Origin of the sequence: Bacillus sp. NPDC094106 (assembly GCF_044764345.1) — a bacterium.
GTDB lineage: Bacteria > Bacillota > Bacilli > Bacillales > Bacillaceae_G > Bacillus_A.
Window position 1 is genome coordinate 96,590 of the sequence record NZ_JBIWHY010000007.1, and the last position, 17,970, is coordinate 114,559.

18 protein-coding genes are annotated in these 17,970 nt (G+C 37.6%); 6 read left to right on the forward strand and 12 right to left on the reverse strand.

The genetic code is table 11. The features are described 5' to 3' along the window. Positions 1-176: 176 nt before the first annotated feature. The 4 genes from ACIQ7L_RS12615 to ACIQ7L_RS12630 are packed head-to-tail and all read right to left on the reverse strand — an operon-like array spanning position 177 to position 3,540. Positions 177-779 (reverse strand): response regulator transcription factor, encoded by a 603-nt coding sequence (locus ACIQ7L_RS12615; protein ID WP_400569532.1) that lies wholly within the window; start codon positions 777-779, stop codon positions 177-179. After that, positions 776-1,906 (reverse strand): sensor histidine kinase, encoded by a 1,131-nt coding sequence (locus ACIQ7L_RS12620; protein ID WP_400569533.1) that lies wholly within the window; start codon positions 1,904-1,906, stop codon positions 776-778. The genes ACIQ7L_RS12615 and ACIQ7L_RS12620 overlap by 4 nt, the downstream gene beginning before the upstream one ends. Continuing rightward, positions 1,907-2,641: an ABC transporter permease gene (locus ACIQ7L_RS12625; protein WP_097897439.1), complete on the reverse strand. Its 735-nt coding sequence runs from the start codon at positions 2,639-2,641 to the stop codon at positions 1,907-1,909. After that, on the reverse strand, positions 2,638-3,540 hold the full coding sequence (locus ACIQ7L_RS12630; protein ID WP_400569535.1) for an ABC transporter ATP-binding protein: 903 nt from the start codon (positions 3,538-3,540) through the stop codon (positions 2,638-2,640). Before ACIQ7L_RS12630 ends, ACIQ7L_RS12625 begins: the two co-directional genes overlap by 4 nt. 157 nt (positions 3,541-3,697) lie before the next feature. Between ACIQ7L_RS12630 and map the strand changes: the two genes are divergently transcribed. Then, positions 3,698-4,492 carry a type I methionyl aminopeptidase gene (map, locus tag ACIQ7L_RS12635; protein ID WP_400569536.1) on the forward strand — a complete coding sequence of 265 codons (795 nt, stop codon included), beginning with the start codon at positions 3,698-3,700 and terminating at the stop codon, positions 4,490-4,492. Positions 4,493-5,312: 820 nt separating this feature from the next. Here the strand turns inward: map and argS are convergent. Together argS and ACIQ7L_RS12645 are read right to left on the reverse strand one after the other, a co-directional pair. After that, complete coding sequence (gene argS / locus ACIQ7L_RS12640) at positions 5,313-6,983, reverse strand: arginine--tRNA ligase (protein WP_097897437.1); 1,671 nt, start codon at positions 6,981-6,983, stop codon at positions 5,313-5,315. Beyond that, the gene (locus ACIQ7L_RS12645) at positions 6,983-7,420 is read right to left on the reverse strand and encodes a YwiB family protein (protein WP_400569538.1); all 438 of its coding nucleotides are present in this window, start codon (positions 7,418-7,420) and stop codon (positions 6,983-6,985) included. The genes argS and ACIQ7L_RS12645 overlap by 1 nt, the downstream gene beginning before the upstream one ends. A gap of 205 nt (positions 7,421-7,625) precedes the next feature. Between ACIQ7L_RS12645 and ACIQ7L_RS12650 the strand changes: the two genes are divergently transcribed. Continuing rightward, positions 7,626-8,612, forward strand: coding sequence for a S66 family peptidase (locus ACIQ7L_RS12650; protein ID WP_400569540.1), 987 nt, complete (start codon positions 7,626-7,628; stop codon positions 8,610-8,612). A 27-nt stretch (positions 8,613-8,639) separates the two neighbouring features. Here ACIQ7L_RS12650 and ACIQ7L_RS12655 read toward each other — a convergent pair whose 3' ends face one another. Beyond that, positions 8,640-8,996 (reverse strand): YxeA family protein, encoded by a 357-nt coding sequence (locus ACIQ7L_RS12655; RefSeq protein ID WP_400569542.1) that lies wholly within the window; start codon positions 8,994-8,996, stop codon positions 8,640-8,642. Positions 8,997-9,231: 235 nt separating this feature from the next. Between ACIQ7L_RS12655 and ACIQ7L_RS12660 the strand changes: the two genes are divergently transcribed. Continuing rightward, positions 9,232-10,269 (forward strand): PTS sugar transporter subunit IIC, encoded by a 1,038-nt coding sequence (locus tag ACIQ7L_RS12660; RefSeq protein ID WP_400569544.1) that lies wholly within the window; start codon positions 9,232-9,234, stop codon positions 10,267-10,269. Positions 10,270-10,495: 226 nt separating this feature from the next. Here ACIQ7L_RS12660 and speB read toward each other — a convergent pair whose 3' ends face one another. The 3 genes from speB to ACIQ7L_RS12675 form a co-directional block, all read right to left on the reverse strand. Next, the gene (gene speB, locus ACIQ7L_RS12665) at positions 10,496-11,368 is read right to left on the reverse strand and encodes an agmatinase (RefSeq protein ID WP_097897432.1); all 873 of its coding nucleotides are present in this window, start codon (positions 11,366-11,368) and stop codon (positions 10,496-10,498) included. Between the two features lie 276 nt (positions 11,369-11,644). Then, positions 11,645-12,472, reverse strand: a complete 828-nt coding sequence (speE, locus tag ACIQ7L_RS12670; RefSeq protein WP_097897431.1) for a polyamine aminopropyltransferase — start codon at positions 12,470-12,472, stop codon at positions 11,645-11,647. A 185-nt stretch (positions 12,473-12,657) separates the two neighbouring features. Next, positions 12,658-13,080, reverse strand: a complete 423-nt coding sequence (locus tag ACIQ7L_RS12675; protein ID WP_400569546.1) for a MerR family transcriptional regulator — start codon at positions 13,078-13,080, stop codon at positions 12,658-12,660. A 343-nt stretch (positions 13,081-13,423) separates the two neighbouring features. On the opposite strand from ACIQ7L_RS12675, the gene ACIQ7L_RS12680 reads away from it, so the two are divergent. Together ACIQ7L_RS12680 and ACIQ7L_RS12685 are read left to right on the forward strand one after the other, a co-directional pair. After that, positions 13,424-14,149, forward strand: a complete 726-nt coding sequence (locus ACIQ7L_RS12680) for a glycerophosphodiester phosphodiesterase (protein WP_400569548.1) — start codon at positions 13,424-13,426, stop codon at positions 14,147-14,149. Positions 14,150-14,244: 95 nt separating this feature from the next. After that, positions 14,245-16,296, forward strand: coding sequence for a transglycosylase domain-containing protein (locus tag ACIQ7L_RS12685; protein ID WP_400569550.1), 2,052 nt, complete (start codon positions 14,245-14,247; stop codon positions 16,294-16,296). A 161-nt stretch (positions 16,297-16,457) separates the two neighbouring features. Here the strand turns inward: ACIQ7L_RS12685 and ACIQ7L_RS12690 are convergent, their stop codons facing one another. Together ACIQ7L_RS12690 and ACIQ7L_RS12695 are read right to left on the reverse strand one after the other, a co-directional pair. Further along, positions 16,458-16,967 carry a YwhD family protein gene (locus ACIQ7L_RS12690; RefSeq protein ID WP_400569551.1) on the reverse strand — a complete coding sequence of 170 codons (510 nt, stop codon included), beginning with the start codon at positions 16,965-16,967 and terminating at the stop codon, positions 16,458-16,460. Positions 16,968-16,992: 25 nt separating this feature from the next. Next, a complete protein-coding gene (locus tag ACIQ7L_RS12695) occupies positions 16,993-17,667 on the reverse strand; it encodes a site-2 protease family protein (protein WP_400569553.1) in 675 nt (224 codons plus the stop codon). Positions 17,668-17,779: 112 nt separating this feature from the next. On the opposite strand from ACIQ7L_RS12695, the gene ACIQ7L_RS12700 reads away from it, so the two are divergent. Beyond that, positions 17,780-17,965, forward strand: a complete 186-nt coding sequence (locus tag ACIQ7L_RS12700) for a 2-hydroxymuconate tautomerase (RefSeq protein ID WP_001147172.1) — start codon at positions 17,780-17,782, stop codon at positions 17,963-17,965. Positions 17,966-17,970: the final 5 nt, after the last annotated feature.

Below are 17,970 nucleotides of genomic sequence, written 5' to 3' on the forward strand. Positions count from 1 at the left end.
GGGAAAGAGGATCTGGCCATGCATAGAAGCAGTCAGGAGCTTTTCTGCCACATGCGAAGTAAACGAGTGTAGGTTACTTTTTGTTCTACATAGCAGGGATTTAAATGTCGAAAAATTAAAATGGATTTATATAATAAAAAAAGATGTTTACCAATATATCTGGTAAACATCTTTTTTTATATCCATCCCTTTTCCTCTGCAATCGTGATCGCTTCAATTCTGTTTTTAGCATCTAGTTTTGTTAATATCTCTGAAATATAATTTCGCACTGTACCAGGGGAAAGATAAAGAGTTTTCGCAATTTCATTTGCTGTTTTTCCTTCTTTCGCTAATAGAAGTACTTCTTTCTCACGATCTGATAATGGATTTTGTTCTTGCCATAATCCAAACATTAATTCAGGGGAAATCTCTCGTTTCCCTTGCATTACATTACGGATTGCGGCTGCTAAATCTTCACTTGGGCTATCTTTTAATAAATACCCGTGAACACCCGCTTTCATTGCTCTTTCAAAATATCCTGGACGTGCAAATGTTGTTAAAATCATTACCTTACATGATGATTTTTTCTTCTGCAATGTTTCAGCAACATCTAGGCCACTTTGAATCGGCATTTCAATATCCATAATACTAATATCTGGCTGTAATGATTCAATTAACTTTAAAGCTTCTTCCCCATTTGCCGCCTGCCCAACTACTTCAATATCATCTTCTAGATCAAGCAGGGCCCCTAGTGCTCCGCGAAGCATTCGTTGATCTTCAGCAATAATAATTCGAATCATGCCCTCACCTCATCTTTTCCTGTTCTAATTACGATTGGAACTTTTACCGTTAAAAGCGTCCCAGGATGTGCCGCGTCTAGCTCAATTGCCCCATCAATAAGTGCAATTCGTTCTTTCATACCGCGAATGCCATTTCCATCATGACTTTGCCCTTGTAATCCCACACCATTATCCTTAACTTCCAAAATAAGTTCTCCCTGTGCTTCAAATATAGAAACTGTACACATCGTCGCCTTACTATGCTTGACAACATTTGTTATAGCTTCTCTTAAACACATACCTAAAATATTTTGTTCAAGCGGTGACAATGCACTAGAACTCGCCTTCTGTTCTACTTCTAGCGTAATATTAGCCGCTTGCAAAATTGCCTGTATTTGTTCAAGCTCTTCCTCTACCGTAATCATCCGCATATCAGAAATTAGTTCACGAAGCTGCTTTAAAGCTGTACGTGATGTTTGTGTAATCTCCTTTGCTTCTACACTTGCACGCTCTGGATTTTTCACAATCAACTTCTCAACAAGCTGACTTTTTAGAGTAATAAGAGATAACGTATGCCCTAACGTATCGTGAAGGTCCCTCGCGATTCGCTGACGCTCTTCACGCTTTACTAAATCTTTAATTTGTTCGTTTGCTTGATTTAATTGATTCTTTAGCATCTTTTTTTGATTAAAATTACGCATTCCAAATGGTGTAAGGAGCATTAAAATAAACATTGGAACTATATTAACTAAACTTGTAGTTGTTAGTTGCTTAAAATATACAAATATAAAGGCCCCAAGCATTACAATTAAAAGGCCGAACAATACTTGAAATACTTTTTTACTTGGTGCAAATCCCATCGCACTTGCCGTAAAAAAGCCAAAAAAGATCATAAAAGGATTATAAAATAAAGCAAATAAAAATATGAGTAGCATTTGAATACACGCCCATAAAATAAACGTCTTATTCACAAAATAAAGTTGACGGTATGTGACGACGAAAATCATCAACATACCGATCCCTATTAAAAGCTTCCATCCTGATACTTGCGTTAAATTGTAAATTGGAAATAACAGATACACAAACCACATATATGGGAAAAATCCCATATGTTTCGGAAAAATCTCAAACTGCTTCTTTTCTATCATTTATACCGCTTCCTGTCTCTTTCTTATATATATTGATATTACAACAAATATAAGGAAATAACCTCCTAAAATCGCGATATTTTCCCATCCTATCGATTTCCCAGCAACAATATCCCATGCACCGCTTCCGAAATGATATGTCGGTGTCCATTCTCCAATAGATCTTAATACTTTCGGAAATACTTCAATTGGCATCCATAAACCGCCTAGAACTGCTAAACTCATATTTAAAATGTTAGCAAGCCCTGCAGCTGCGTCTGCTTTCTTAATTGAACCAATAACTGTTCCTAGCGCTAAAAATGGTGTAACCCCTAATAATAACCATAATCCAGCACCAATCCATTGCCCAACTGTTAACGATACGTCATTAATTAATATCCCTGCAATAAAGATCACGAGTATTGAAAAAGCATTTACCACTGTTTGAGAAATAATTTTAGCCGTTAAATACGCTCCCTCTGGAAGTGGAGTAATCTTTAAAAGGTGTGTCCACCCTTGCCCTTTTTCTTGAGAGATTCTCACACCGAAACTGAAAAGTGCAGTCCCTACTATACTGAAAGTTGCCATTGAAATTAAATAATGCGCTTTCCATGCATCTCCGTTTTGTGGTACTTGAATAACATTTGTAAAAATGTAATAAAACATAACTGGCATTAATAATGAGAAAAAGATAAATAATTTATTGCGGAATGTACGTAAAATCTCTATTTTGCATTGCATCCATAATGCTTTCATGCGATTCCCTCCTTCTGATTTGCAACAAACTGTTCAAACGCTTCATCAAGACTTCCTCGTTCAACTGAAATATCGGTAACAGGTAAATCTTTCTTAAAGATTGCTTGCAACGTAGCATCCGTATCATCTGTTGTTAAAATAACGCGCCCTTCATGAGACTGCACTCCTGTTACATGTGGTAATTCCTTCAACAGGCCTGTAGGAATTTTTTCTTTCGAATAAAATGAAATTGTTTTTCGAGAAATCGTTGCTTTCATTTCCTCTGGTGTACCATCTGCAATAATCTCTCCGTTTGCAAACAATAAAATTCGATCTGCTAATGCATCCGCCTCTTCTAAATAATGCGTTGTCAAAATAATCGTTTTCCCCTCACTTGCTAGCTTTCGAATCGTCTCCCAGAATGTTTTTCTAGACGTAATATCCATTCCTACAGTTGGTTCATCTAAAAATAATAACTCTGGATTTCCAGCAAGCGCGAGCGCAAAATTTAACCTTCTTTTTTGACCGCCTGATAATTTTTCACATCTCTGTTTTCTTTCGGACTCTAAGTTTGATAACTGAAGTAATGTTTCTTTCGCAATTGGATTTGTATAATAACTGCGAAATAGTTCGATTGCTTCCTCCACTGTTATGCTATCAATAACACTTACTTCTTGTAACATTGCACCAAGGCGATTACGAACACTTCGATGTTTTGGACTCTTTCCAAATATCGCGATGCTTCCTTCTGACGGATCTTTTAACCCAAGCATCATCGAAATCGTTGTTGTTTTCCCTGCACCATTTGGTCCAAGAAGTGCAACAATTTGCCCCTTCTCTACATGAAATGAAACGTTATTTACTGCTTTTTTATGTTTAAATGTTTTTGAAACACCATTTACTTCAATAATCTTTTCCATCTCTCCACCCCCGCCGTTTCTTATATTTACATTGTATACCCTGGAAAAGTTAGGAAACAGTATGATGCGTCATGACATGCATATGACAATTGTCATATATTCTTTATGAGAGGAATCAACTTGCATATCGCACCCAAGTAGCAGGACAAAAATAAACATGATACAATCGTGTAAGATAGATATTCGAGGAAGGACAGTGGTTTTCATGATTATTCGTAATGAACAAGATTTAGAAGGTTTACGAAAAATCGGCCGTATCGTTGCACTTGCACGCGAAGAAATGAAAAAACAAGCGAAGCCAGGCATGACAACGAAAGAGCTTGATTTGATCGGTAAAAAAATATTAGATGAGCACGGTGCTATTTCTGCACCTGAAAAAGAATATAATTTTCCGGGTGTAACTTGTATTAGTGTGAATGAGGAAGTTGCCCACGGTATTCCAAAAGATCAAGTATTAAAAGAAGGCGATTTAGTAAACGTTGACGTATCTGCAGCACTTGACGGCTATTATGCAGATACAGGTATTTCTTTTGTTCTTGGACAAGATGAAGAAAAAGAAAAACTTTGCCAAGCTGCAGTAGATGCATTTTGGGCAGCAATGAAAAAAGTAAAAGCTGGTTCAAAACAAAACCAAATTGGTCGTGCTGTTTCTAATTTCGCACATAAAAATGGCTATGCAGTTATCCAAAACTTAACTGGACACGGAATTGGTCTTAGCCTACATGAAGCGCCAAATCACATTTTAAGCTATTATGATCCAATGGATAATGCGCTTCTAAAAGACGGTCTTGTTATCGCTGTAGAACCATTCATCTCTATGAAAGCTGACCATATCATCGAACGCGGTGATGATGGCTGGACATTCGTAACACCAGATAATAGCCTTGTTGCACAATGTGAACATACAATTGTTGTAACGCGCGGCGAACCAATTATCTTAACAGAGATATAAGCAAAAATACAGAGTTATAGTGATTTTAAAAAAATAAAAAGATGATACCACAAAGTATCACCTTTTTAACGGGGGGAGACTGTTCATCATTTGAACAGTCTCCTCTTTTTATATGGATGCCTTACATATATCACTGATGATAATCATGAAATGTGAGAACATGATTATCACGCTCACAAGGTTCAAGCAATAAGAAAAAGAAATCCTAAGCTGGAGGATCTCTTTTCTTTACATAATCTAAAGTTTGGGTACACTAGATTCATGCAATTTAGGGACTTTCAAAGTAGAAAGTGAACCTTTATCTAAAATAATAGCATACATATTCCTGCTTAAAATATGCAAATATGCATATTTTAAGTTCTCAATGGGTATTGATTGAAAATACAAAAAAGAAAATATATATACACCAATTAAAAGACCGACATAAACCCCCTCTTTTTAGGTGGGAGAGAGCATCTGGCCATGCATAGAAGCGGTTAGGGCCTTTTTCTGCCACATGCGAAGTAAAAGCAGAAAGAGCAAATGAGTGTAGGTTACTTTTTATTCTGCATAGCAGGAATGTAGATGTCGAAAAATTAAAATGGATTTATATAAAATGGAGTCGTTATCCGTCTTCTTTTGTCAGCCAAGGAAAATAAAAAAATGGAAGAGGAAAAAACAAAAAAAGCGACCGCGAGCGATCTCTTTTTTTTGTTTTTTATCTAGTCTCAGCGGCTAGAATACTCGGTGGCTTCGCGCCTTCCTCCGAGGCAAACTCCGCCTCTCTGTCAGGAGCCCCATCCACCTCCTATTCTGAACGAACCGCTTCTACTTTTCTTTATTACATTTTCTCCGGTGCAGATACTCCAACTAATGATAATGCATTTTGAAGTGTGATGCGCACTGCACGCATTAAGTCGTAACGAGCTTTACTTAATTCTAAGTTATCTTGGTTTAATACTTTTTCTGCATTGTAGAAGCTGTGAAGCGCTGCTGCTAACTCAAATGCATAGCTTGTAATGCGGTGTGGCAGACGTTTTTGCGCTGCTTCTGCAACTGCCGCTGGGAATTCACCAAGCTTTTTCAGTAAATCTACTTCTTTTTCAGAAGTAACAAGTTTGTAATTTACATCGCCGCCTGCAGCTAATCCAAGTTCTTCACCTTGACGAAGGATACTGCATACGCGTGCATGAGCATATTGTGCATAGTATACAGGATTTTCATTAGATTTTGATACAGCTAAGTCCATATCAAAGTCTAAGTGAGAGTCACCACTACGCATTGCAAAGAAGTAACGCATTGCATCCACGCCTACTTCTTCCATAAGCTCACGAAGTGTAACTGCTTTACCTGTACGCTTACTCATTTTTACTTTTTCACCGTTTTGGTATAGTTGTACCATTTGAATGATTTCTACTTCAAGCGTTTCTTTATCGTAACCAAGCGCTTGGATTGCCGCTTTCATACGAGGAATGTAACCGTGGTGGTCAGCACCCCAAATGTTGATTAATTTATCAAAACCACGCTCTAATTTATCACGGTGATACGCGATATCTGGCGTTAAGTATGTGTAAGAACCATCGTTTTTAATTAACACACGGTTTTTATCATCACCATAAGTCATAGAACGGAACCAAGTTGCTCCATCTTCTTCAAATATTTCATCGCGCTCTTTTAATACTGCAAGAGCTTCGTCAATTTTTCCGTTTTTGTATAGTGATGTTTCAGAGAACCATACATCAAACTTAACACGGAAGCTTTCTAAGTCTTTTTGCAGTTTTGCTAGTTCATATTTCAAACCGTACTCACGGTAAAACTCATAGCTTTCTTTCTCATCAGCTTTTGCATAACGATCGCCAAACTCTTCCGCTAAACGTTTTCCGATTCCAACAATGTCAGCACCATGGTAACCGTCTTCTGGCATTTCTTTTTCTAAACCTAACGCTTGCATGTAACGAGCTTCAACAGAAAGAGCTAAGTTATGAATTTGGTTACCCGCATCGTTAATATAATATTCACGAGATACATCGTATCCTGCTTTTGCTAATACGTTACATAATGTGTCACCTACTGCTGCTCCACGTGCATGTCCTAAGTGAAGGTCACCTGTTGGGTTTGCAGATACGAACTCAACTTGTACTTTTTCACCTTTACCAGTGTTTGTCTCACCGTAAGCTTCACCAGCTTTAACAATCGTTGGGATTAAATCTGTTAAGTAGCTGTTATCCATGTAGAAGTTAATAAAACCAGGACCAGCAATTTCAATTTTTTCAATAGAAGCTTTTGCTTTATCGAAGTTTGCAATTAACTCTTCTGCGATCATACGAGGTGCTTTTTTCGCAACACGTGCAAGTTGCATTGCCATGTTTGTAGAGAAATCACCATGTGTTTTATCTTTCGGAGATTCTAATACAACGTTTGGAATTTGTTCTTCTGTTGCTAATTCTGCTTTTAATACAGCAGCTTTAATTTCTTCTTTAATCAATCCTTTTACTTGTTCTAAAGAATTCATTATTTTGCCTCCTTCAAATTAATCGTAATTGTATATCGGCCCGCTTCTTGTTCACTTAGAAGCAATGCATACGTTAAAAAGAGTTGTCCTTTTTTCTTCTCGTCCGACCATTTAAAAAGAACATTATCAGTTTTCGTTTGCAATGCAAACGTACCAAGTTCACTCGTATACGTACCAGTTGTCCATTCACCTTTTGCATGTGTTTGACGCATGGAAACAGCACCTGAACGCATGATGAGAACTTGTTCACCTTGAATTTTGATGATTGTCTTTACTTCGCCTTGTTCGTTCGGCTCTTGAAACGTTACATATGTACTTTGACCTTTTACATAGTATTGACCATGTGCGTCAAAAGCAACTGTTTCCTTTCGTGCCCCTTCACGGATTTCTGTTACGAAATGAACGTGTACTGGCAAGCCTGCAAGTTGTTTCTCCACGTCTTGCACACCTTTCAATATGTTATAGATATTAGATAAAGTTTATAATAAATCACTTTTCCTATCATATCAAAAAAAACCTATGTCTGTCTGCTGAAAAATCAGGAAAACTCTGTTACAAAAAAAACAATTTATAAAGTTCTATCTTCCATGATAAAATATCTTTTAAATCAAAATTTTCTTTCATTAAAAAGGGGTGCTCCAAATGATTCCACCAAAACTAAAACAAGGTGATGAAATTCGAGTTATTTCACCTGCTTGTAGTTTAAGTATTGTTTCCGATTATAATCGTGAGCTTGCTATTAAGCGGCTCACAGATATGGGCTTTCGTATTACCTTTTCAAAAAACGCTGAAGAAGTTGATCGTTTTGCTTCTTCTTCCGTTTCTTCACGAGTGCAAGACCTTCATGAAGCTTTCGCCGACTCCAATGTAAAAGCAATTTTAACAACACTTGGAGGATATAATTCCAACGGACTGTTGCAGCATATAGATTATGACTTAATTCGCAAGAATCCTAAAATTTTCTGTGGTTATTCTGATATTACTGCTTTAAGCAACGCTATTTATACAAAAACGGGTCTCATTACATATTCAGGTCCTCACTTCTCTTCATTTGGAATGGAGAAAGGGCTTGATTATACAGTAGATTACTTTTTAACATGCATGACTTCTGCAGAACCTATCGAAATACATCCCGCTGAAACGTGGAGCGATGACCCTTGGTATATTGACCAAGAAAATCGAACTTTCTTCCAAAATAAAGGATATGTTTCTATACATGAAGGTGAAGCAATTGGAGAAATTGTTGGTGGTAATATGAGTACCTTTAATTTACTACAAGGCACAGCATATATCCCGAGCTTACGAGATAAAATATTATTTTTAGAAGAAGATGCTCTCTCAGGAAAAGCTACGGTTAAAACTTTTGATCGTTACTTACACTCTCTCATTCAACAACCAGATTTTGAACATATAAAAGGCATTGTGATTGGAAGACTACAAAAAGGATCTGAAGCCGTCATAGAAGATATCCAAGAAATGATCTATTCAAAACAGGAACTTTCTCACATTCCTGTAATTGCAAATGCCAACTTTGGACATACAACACCGATTTTTACCTTCCCAATTGGCGGACGCGTAAAAATCATTTCCAGCCAAACACACACATCCATTACACTTTTAACTCACTAAAAAAGGAGCGAATGATTCGCTCCTTTTTTAGTGCAATTGCTTTAAAGCTTTTTCTGGAATTTCTTCTTTTGAAATTTCAGCCCAGCTTTTTCCCTGCATTCCCTTCGCATAAATTTTTATAAAAGCACCTGTATGTAGTTGACGATTCACCATTTTTTTGATGACTTGCGGCTTTCCATCCTCTGTATATCCTTTAAATGTATACAAATATTCATCGTCTTTTTTCTCACCCTTATTTATAACCGCGTAATAATCTTGTATCTCTTTATTTGAAAAGAAATTATCGACAAAAGCCCCGACACCTTCTGTTTTTGTTTGCAAATAATATGCCGTACCACCTAAAAGGATAGCAAAAACGGCTAAAACTCGAATTACCAATTTCATATATGCGCCTCCTGTTGATATATCTTTTGATCCTTCACATACTCATATCTGTATTATACGGAAAAGGGTATACTATACTCTATTGAAATGTATTACATTTTCCTTACACTATTGTAAGAAAAATGTTCTTTGTAGTATTTTCCTAATAAAAAATTTTTCCATTCGAGCAAATTCTGTATTATTATTGAATAATACAAATTTTTATAACAAATATCAAAAAGGAGACAGTTTTCAAATGGCTATCTTGCAAGGTTTAGCACTACTACTTGTTGTACTTTTTCTTTTCACGCTCTTTAGTTACCGTGCTCCTTACGGAATGAAGGCAATGGGTGCTTTAGCTAACGCTGCAATCGCAAGCTTCCTTATTGAAGCATTTCACCGTTATATCGGTGGCGAGATGTTTCATAACAGCTTTTTGCAATCGGTTGGGGAAGCCTCCGGTAGTATGAGCGGTGTCGCAGCTGCCATTTTAGTGGCACTCGCAATTGGTGTATCCCCCGTATATGCTGTTTTAATTGGGATTGCCACTAGTGGATTTGGTATTTTACCAGGCTTTTTCGCTGGATATGTTTGCGCCTTTGTCGTAAAATTCCTCGAAAAGAAATTGCCAGCTGGTGTAGAATTTTTAGCAATCTTATTCATTGCAGCACCACTTTCACGCGGAATGGCCATGCTTATGGATCCCGTTGTAAATGCAACGCTTGGAAAAATCGGCTCTATTATTTCAATCGCAACTACAGAAAGCCCAATTATTATGGGGATTATGCTTGGCGGGCTCATCACAGTTATCTCTACATCTCCATTAAGCTCCATGGCACTAACTGCTATGTTAGGACTAACAGGTTTACCAATGGCTATTGGTAGTCTTGCAGTAGCGGCCTCTGCTCCAATGAACTTTATTTTCTTTAAACGTTTAAAGATTTGTTCAAAGAAAGATACAATTGCGGTAGCAATTGAACCATTAACACAAGCTGATGTTGTTGCAGCAAATCCAATTCCAATCTATACGACAAATTTTGTCGGTGGTGCACTTGCTGGTATTATTACATCCTTATTCCAACTGGTAAACAATGCACCTGGTACAGCATCACCAATTCCAGGACTTCTTGTTCTCTTTGGATTTAACGATGTAATGAAAGTAGCAATTGCTGCTGTACTATGCGGAATCGTCACTACAATCATTGGCTATATCGGAACAATCGTTTTCCGCAAATATCCAATTCGTTCTGCTGATGAAATTCGCGGCATCACTTCAAAAGAAAAAGCTGCATAGGAAAAAGGAGCTAGTCTCAAATAATGAGACTAGCTCCTTTTTTCTTATAAGCATATATCGAACTTTGCGGAAGCATCGATATATGAGATACAAGCCGCTTCCGCTTTTACTTATCCAGCTACAACGGCTAGAATGCTCGGTGGCTTCACTTCTTCCTGCGAGGCAAAAATCGCCTCTACGTCTGAAGATCCATCCCCCTCCCATTCTGAACAAGCCGCTTTCGCTTTTACTTTACCCAACCAAGCAGCATTTCCCGCACGAATTTGCTTGCTGCGATTGGTGTTTGATCACTATGGTCGTAGATTGGAGCTACTTCTACTAAATCCGCTCCGACTACATTTATATCTGAATTTGCAATTGCTACGATGGAATCTAATAATTCTTTAGATGTGATACCGCCAGCTTCTAGTGTTCCTGTTCCAGGAGCATGTGCTGGATCCAATACGTCGATGTCAATTGTGACATAAACTGGGCGTCCTGCAAGTTTTGGCAATACTTCCTTTAACGGCTCTAACACTTCAAATTTATATAAGTTCATGCCCACTTCTTTTACCCATTCAAATTCTTCTTTCATACCAGAACGAATCCCGAAAGAATATACGTTTTCCGGACCAATCAAATCACATACTTTACGAATTGGCGTAGCATGGGATAAAGGCTCTCCTTCATATGACTCACGTAAATCAGTATGAGCATCCATATGAATGATTGCTAAGTCCGGATATTTTTTTGCCATTGCCTTAAAAACTGGCCAAGACACTAGGTGCTCACCGCCAAGACCTAGTGGAAACTTACCGGCATCTAATAGTTTTGTTACATATTCTTCAATCATGTCTATACTGCGCTGTGGGTTTCCGAATGGTAGCGGAATATCACCAGCATCAAAATATTTTACTTCTTCTAGTTCACGATCTAAATATGGACTGTATTCCTCTAGCCCAATTGATACTTCACGAATACGTGCAGGGCCAAAACGAGATCCTGGACGGTAACTTACTGTCCAATCCATTGGCATCCCGTAAATAACTGCCTCTGCCTCTTCAAAACTTGGATGACTTTTAATAAATACTTTACCTGAATAAGCTTCATCAAAACGCATATTCTTTTCCTCCTTATGTGGAACCTAAGGTATCCCAACCTTTCATTATTTCTCAAATTTGGAGCGCTGTACTCCTCTTTCTCGATTTACCTCAATCTTCTTTTAGCGACGAGAAGATTATTTTATTTATCGAAGTGTAAGTAGCTAGCATGCTCAAATCTTTTGGACGCGCACCTTAAATGAGCTACTTACACTTTCATCTATTGTCCAGCTATAGCGGCTAGAATACTCGGTGGCTTCGCTTCTTCCTATTCTGAACGAGCCGCTTCCACTTTTCTATTTAATTAAATCCCCAACGAATTTTGGTAATACAAATGCTGCTTTATGCATTTCTTTTGTGTAATATTTCGTTTCAATTTCGTGGAAACGCTCTTCACTTACTTCTAATGGATCGTGCTTTTTAGATCCAATTGTGAATGTCCAAAGTCCACTTGGATACGTTGGAATATTTGCAGTGTATAGACGTGTAATTGGGAAAATTTCTTTTACGTCTTTAAACACATTTGAAATTAATTCCGGTGTAAACCAAGGGTTGTCCGTTTGTGCAACGAAAATACCGTCTTCTTTTAATGCTTTAGAGATTCCAGCATAAAATCCTTTTGTAAATAAGTTTACTGCTGGCCCTACTGGCTCTGTAGAGTCAACCATGATTACGTCATATTCGTTTTCGCTTTCTGCGATGTGTAGGAAACCGTCGCCTACTTTCACTTCAACGCGCTCGTTATCTAACGCACCTGCAATTGATGGCAAGTACTGTTTAGAGTACTCGATTACTTTACCATCGATTTCAACAAGCGTTGCTTTCTTTACGCTTGGGTGTTTTAACACTTCACGAATAACACCGCCATCGCCGCCGCCTACAACTAATACATTTTCAGGGTTTGGATGCGTAAACAAAGGTACATGAGCTACCATTTCATGATACACAAACTCATCCTTTTCCGTTGTCATAACCATGCCATCTAAAATAAGCATGTTTCCGAATTCTTCTGTTTCAACCATATCAAGCTTTTGAAATTCTGTTTGCTCCGTATGTAACGTGCGGTTAATACGCGCCGTAATTCCAAAATGTTTTGTTTGTTTTTCAGTGAACCATAGTTCCATCGTACAATCACGCCTTTCGCTGCAAATTTATAATAGGACATCATTAATGTCCCCTAACAAAAATAAAACAAAACATACAAAAAGTATAGTTAAAAGTACAAAAATACCGAAAATACATTTTAGTCAGACCGTTTTTGTTCGTGTATAAAAAAGATTCCTTCTATGACAACAAAGAAAACCCTTTCTTAAGAAAGGGATTTTGTCTCTCCTTTTGTGTCCTCCAAAAATTTACTTGCGCGCTCTAAACTATTCTCTAATTCTGCTTTCACGCGCTGCATTTGCTTCATTTTTATATCTAGTGTTTGCACTTGATTCTCGAGCATGTTCTTAATTTCTCGAATAACTTCACGATCACTTGGATTATCACTATTTCGCCTTTGCTCCATACGCTCTTTTAATGATAAGAAATGCTGCATTTCTTGAAGGGTGATTCCTAACACTTCTTTTGCTTCTACAATTTTTTTAATACGTGCAATGTCCTCATCTGTGTAAAGACGAATATTCCCTTCACTACGCTCTGGCGGATGAATTAAACCAATTTCCTCATAATAACGAAGTGTACGTTTTGTTAATCCAACTTGCTTTGTTACTTCATCAATTTTATACATGTTTATTCCTCCTCTCATTACATTATTATATTTTACGTTAACGTTAACTTTAATTCGAGTATTATATGTAAATGTTTGTCATATATATAAATCCATTTTAATTTTTCGACATCTAAATCCCTGCTATGCAGAATAAAAAGTAACCTACACTCGTTTGCTCGTTCTGTTTTTACTTCGCATGTGGCAGAAAAAGGCCCTGACCGCTTCTATGCATGAATAGATGCTCTCTCCCATCTAAAAAGAGGGGGTTTTATGTCGGTTTTTTAATTGATGTATATATAGATTGTATTTTTTTTATAGCAGTTTCATAATGGAAGAAATGAAACGATAAGGAGATTCTTAGATGAAAAAACCACTTATTTTTGCCCATCGCGGAGTTAAAGGAACACACCCAGAGAATACAATGATTGCGTTTCAAGAGGCCGAGCTTATTGGTGCTGATGGCATCGAACTTGATGTTCACCTTTCAAAAGATGGAGAGCTTGTTGTCATTCATGATGAAACGGTTGATCGTACAACAAATGGAGTGGGACTTGTTTCTGAAAAGACAGTGAAAGAATTACAAGCTCTTGATGCTGGTAGCCATAAAAATCCTTCTTTTCACGAAGCAAAAATTCCAACATTACGTGAAGTATTCACTTGGCTCTCCACAACAAATTTGCAATTAAATATCGAATTAAAAACAGATGTCATTCACTATCCAAAGATCGAAGAGAAAGTTATCGAGCTTGTACGTGAGTACCATTTATCAAATCAAATTATATTTTCATCATTTAACCATGATTCTGTTTCCGTACTTGCAAAAATAGCTCCTGAAATTCCAAGAGCTATTTTATACGATGAACCCCTTGCCGATCCAATTGCTGAGGCAAAAAAACGAGAAGCAGCTGGATTACATCCTAATTTCCGGCTGTTAACAAAGGAATTTGTTCAATCAGCCCAGCAGCAAGGATATGTCTTCCGTCCTTATACAATCAATGAATATAAAGATTTACAAACCATGATTGATTACGGCATAGACGTTATTATTACAGATTGGCCTATACGCGCTTTTGAGCTCCTTTCTTAATTGAAAGGGCTCTTTTTCATTTTGCACACTTCGTTGTTTAAAATACGAAAAAACCCTCAATACTAGTAAAAGGATATAATGAGGGGATGAAAAAGATGGACCAAACTGTGAATCCAAAACTAAAAAAATATAAACGTCTTTTCTTCACCACACTTTTTTCATGTGTTCTTTTGTTCGTTTTTTCCTTTTTTATTATCATTATAGCGGCAAAAATCATGGGGCCTCCTCCCGTTGCGGTTCCACAAACGAGCTTCTTCTATGCTAATGATGACACTGTTATGGGACAAAGCAATGGCATACAAAAACGCTATAACGTCTCACTTGAACAAATTTCTCCTTATGTTAAAGATGCAACACTTTCCATTGAAGACCAAAGATTCTATCACCATCATGGTTTCGATATAAAGCGAATTGCCGGTGCAATCATTGCAGATATAAAAGCAATGGCAAAGGTACAAGGTGCTAGTACGATTACACAGCAATACGCTCGTAATCTGTATTTAGATCATGATAAGACATGGAAACGTAAATTATTAGAAGCAATGTATACCATTCGACTTGAAGTCAATTATAGTAAGAATCATATTTTAGAAGGATATTTAAATACGATTTATTATGGGCACGGCGCTTACGGTATTGAAGCAGCTTCTCGTATGTATTTCAATAAAACAGCAAAAGACTTAACATTAGCAGAAGCTAGTATGCTCGCTGGTGTTCCAAAAGGGCCTAGCCTGTATTCACCTTATTTAAAGGAAGCACGGGCGAAACAAAGACAATCCCTTATTTTAGATGAGATGGTCGAGCAGGGCTATATTACAAAAGAGCAAGCATCCTCTGCAAAAAAGGAGAAGCTTGCATTTGCTTCATTAGATACGAAAGAAGTCGCAGAAGTGGCGCCTTATTTTCAAGACGCTGTACAAGCCTCTCTCCTTCACGATGCTGGGCTCGATGAACAAGCATTACAGCGCGGTGGACTTCGCATTTATACAACACTAGATCCAAAGCTACAAGCAATAGCAGAGCAATCCATTAAGGATAATATTCCAGAATCAACGGATATACAAACGGCTCTTGTCTCAATGAATCCGAAAACGGGAGAAGTAGCGGCACTTGTAGGTGGAAAAGATTATGAAGCAAGTCAATTTAACAGAGCGATCCAAGCTGCTCGTCAACCAGGTTCCACTTTTAAACCATTTCTATATTACGCTGCATTAGAAAAAGGATTTACACCAGCAACCCGTTTAAAAAGTGAATATACCGTGTTTACATTAGGAGATGGTGTTTCTAAATATAAACCGAAAAACTATAAAGACTATTATGCGGATGATTTTGTTACAATGGCACAAGCTCTCGCGGTATCAGATAACGTATATGCTGTAAAAACAAATTTATTTTTAGGGGAAGATTCTCTCACAAAAACAGCGAAACAATTTGGTATTACAAGTTCATTAAAAGATGTCCCATCCCTTGCCCTTGGTACTTCTCCTGTAAAACCAATTGAAATGGTTAACGCCTATAGTATGTTTGCCAACGGAGGAAAACAAATAAAACCGACCTTTATTCGCCGCGTTGTCGATCACGAAGGAAACATTTTATACGATGCGCATTTAGAGAGTAAACAAGTACTCGATAAAAATAATACGTTTGTCATGGAAGAAATGATGACGGGTATGTTTAATCAAAAGTTAAGTGGATATGCTTCTGTGACAGGGCAATCACTCCTTCCAAAGCTATCGCGCACATACGCAGGAAAATCTGGCTCCACTGAAACGGATAGCTGGATGATTGGTTTCACGCCGCAGCTCGTAACAGGCGTCTGGGTCGGATACGACAAGCCGAAATCTATTTCCAATCCAGCCGAACAGGGCTATGCCAAGAAGATTTGGGCTGATACGATGGAAAAAGGATTAGACGGTCAGCCTAAAAAAGAATTCAAACAACCAAGTGATGTTGTAGCTTTAGACATCAATCCTGAAAATGGGAAAATCGCAACAAAAGGATGCCCGACTTCTGTAAAAATGTATTTTACAAAAGGAACAGAACCGACTGAATATTGTATGGATCATGTCGATGATAAGGAAGAATTCGAGAAGGCTGGAAAAGAGAAGAAAAAGGACAGCTGGTGGAAAAAGTATTTTCCGTGGTAAATTTGTACCCTCATTATATCGGTGCCTAGGCAATATGCAGCATAAATAATAAAACAAAGGCTACCAGGAATACCCCTGGTAGCCTAAAAAATTTACCCCGATTCATGAGGGCTGATAAATCAGCGGGGAATTTTTAAAAAACCACTGATTAAAGTTTCACTTTATTCTCCTAATAATGCATGACGCAATTCTTCACTAGATTCGTTCCAAATTGCTTCATTATGTTCTTTTAAGAACGTTCCAAGCACCTTTTTAGACGCATCATCCATATGGTCAACCATGATGTGACGCTTTAATGATTTATCCATCTTGTTCACGTGCTCTGGAAGTGACTTATAACCACGGCGAATTTCACGATCAACTGTCATCTCACAAGCTGTTACACCTGCATAATAACCACCTTTTGCCGTTCTTTCAATCGTTACCCATACAAGCCAATACGGCTTTCCGTTTGGAACTTCATCTTTATTTTTTAAGAATTTAATTCCTTTTTCTACAGTGCTACGCGCATGCATTGCGCCAATATCAACGAATGCATTTTGCTCTAATACATCTACGAAAACAGGTGAAATATTTTCTAAGCTTAGCGCTCCAACACCAAAGCCACCATGCCCATCTGTTGAATCGTTCTTCACAATATTAAAACCGATTTTTTTCTTTTTCTCTGTCATATGTAAACTCCTCCTCACTCATGTATTACATTAACCCAAATATAGGTGCAATGATATTTTGTAAAAACCCATACACATACGGGATTACTACATTGAAAATGGGTTGAATTGTATAATTACTAAGTGGTGTAATAACTAGAATTAACAACGCAATTGATCCGTATTTTTCATACTGGGTCATTTTCGTACGAATATTTGCTGGTGCTAAGTCTTCAATTACACGATACCCATCGAGCGGCGGAATCGGTAATAAATTGAAAACAAGTAACACAATATTAAGGAAAATAAAAATTTGGAAGAATTGACCTAATGTATCTGCCACCGCAAATGGAATAGCATCTAGTACTCCAAACTTTAACAAACTGCACCAAATAATTAAACCGATAGCACTTAGGATTAGATTACTAATCGGTCCTGCAATAGAAACTAGTACACCAGCAAGACGTGGCTTTTTGAAATTATACGGGTTAACAGGTACTGGGCGTGCCCAACCAAAACCAAGAATTAATACAGCAATCAGCCCGATTGGATCTAAATGAGCCATTGGCGATAATGTTAAACGGCCTTGTCTTTTCGCTGTATCATCACCAAACTTATATGCAACATATGCATGTGCAAATTCATGTACAGATAACGCAATAATAATCGCCATTGCTACCAGTGGAATTTGGTGCAGTGGATATCTAAATAACTGATCCATACTTCATCTCCTCTTCATTCTGTCAAAAAAAGAAAATATTTGTTTTTTCGATTGTTCTTCCTTAGAATCCGTTATAATAAGATTGTAACTTACATAAAAGGAGCGATTGTACATGCCATACGTAACAGTGAAAATGTTAGAAGGACGCACAGAAGAACAAAAGAAAGCTCTCGCTGAGAAAGTAACTACAGCAGTAAGCGAAACAACTGGTGCTCCTGAAGAAAACATCGTTGTTTTCATCGAAGAAATGTCTAAAAATCATTATGCAGTTGGCGGAAAACGCTTAAGCGACAAATAATTTCA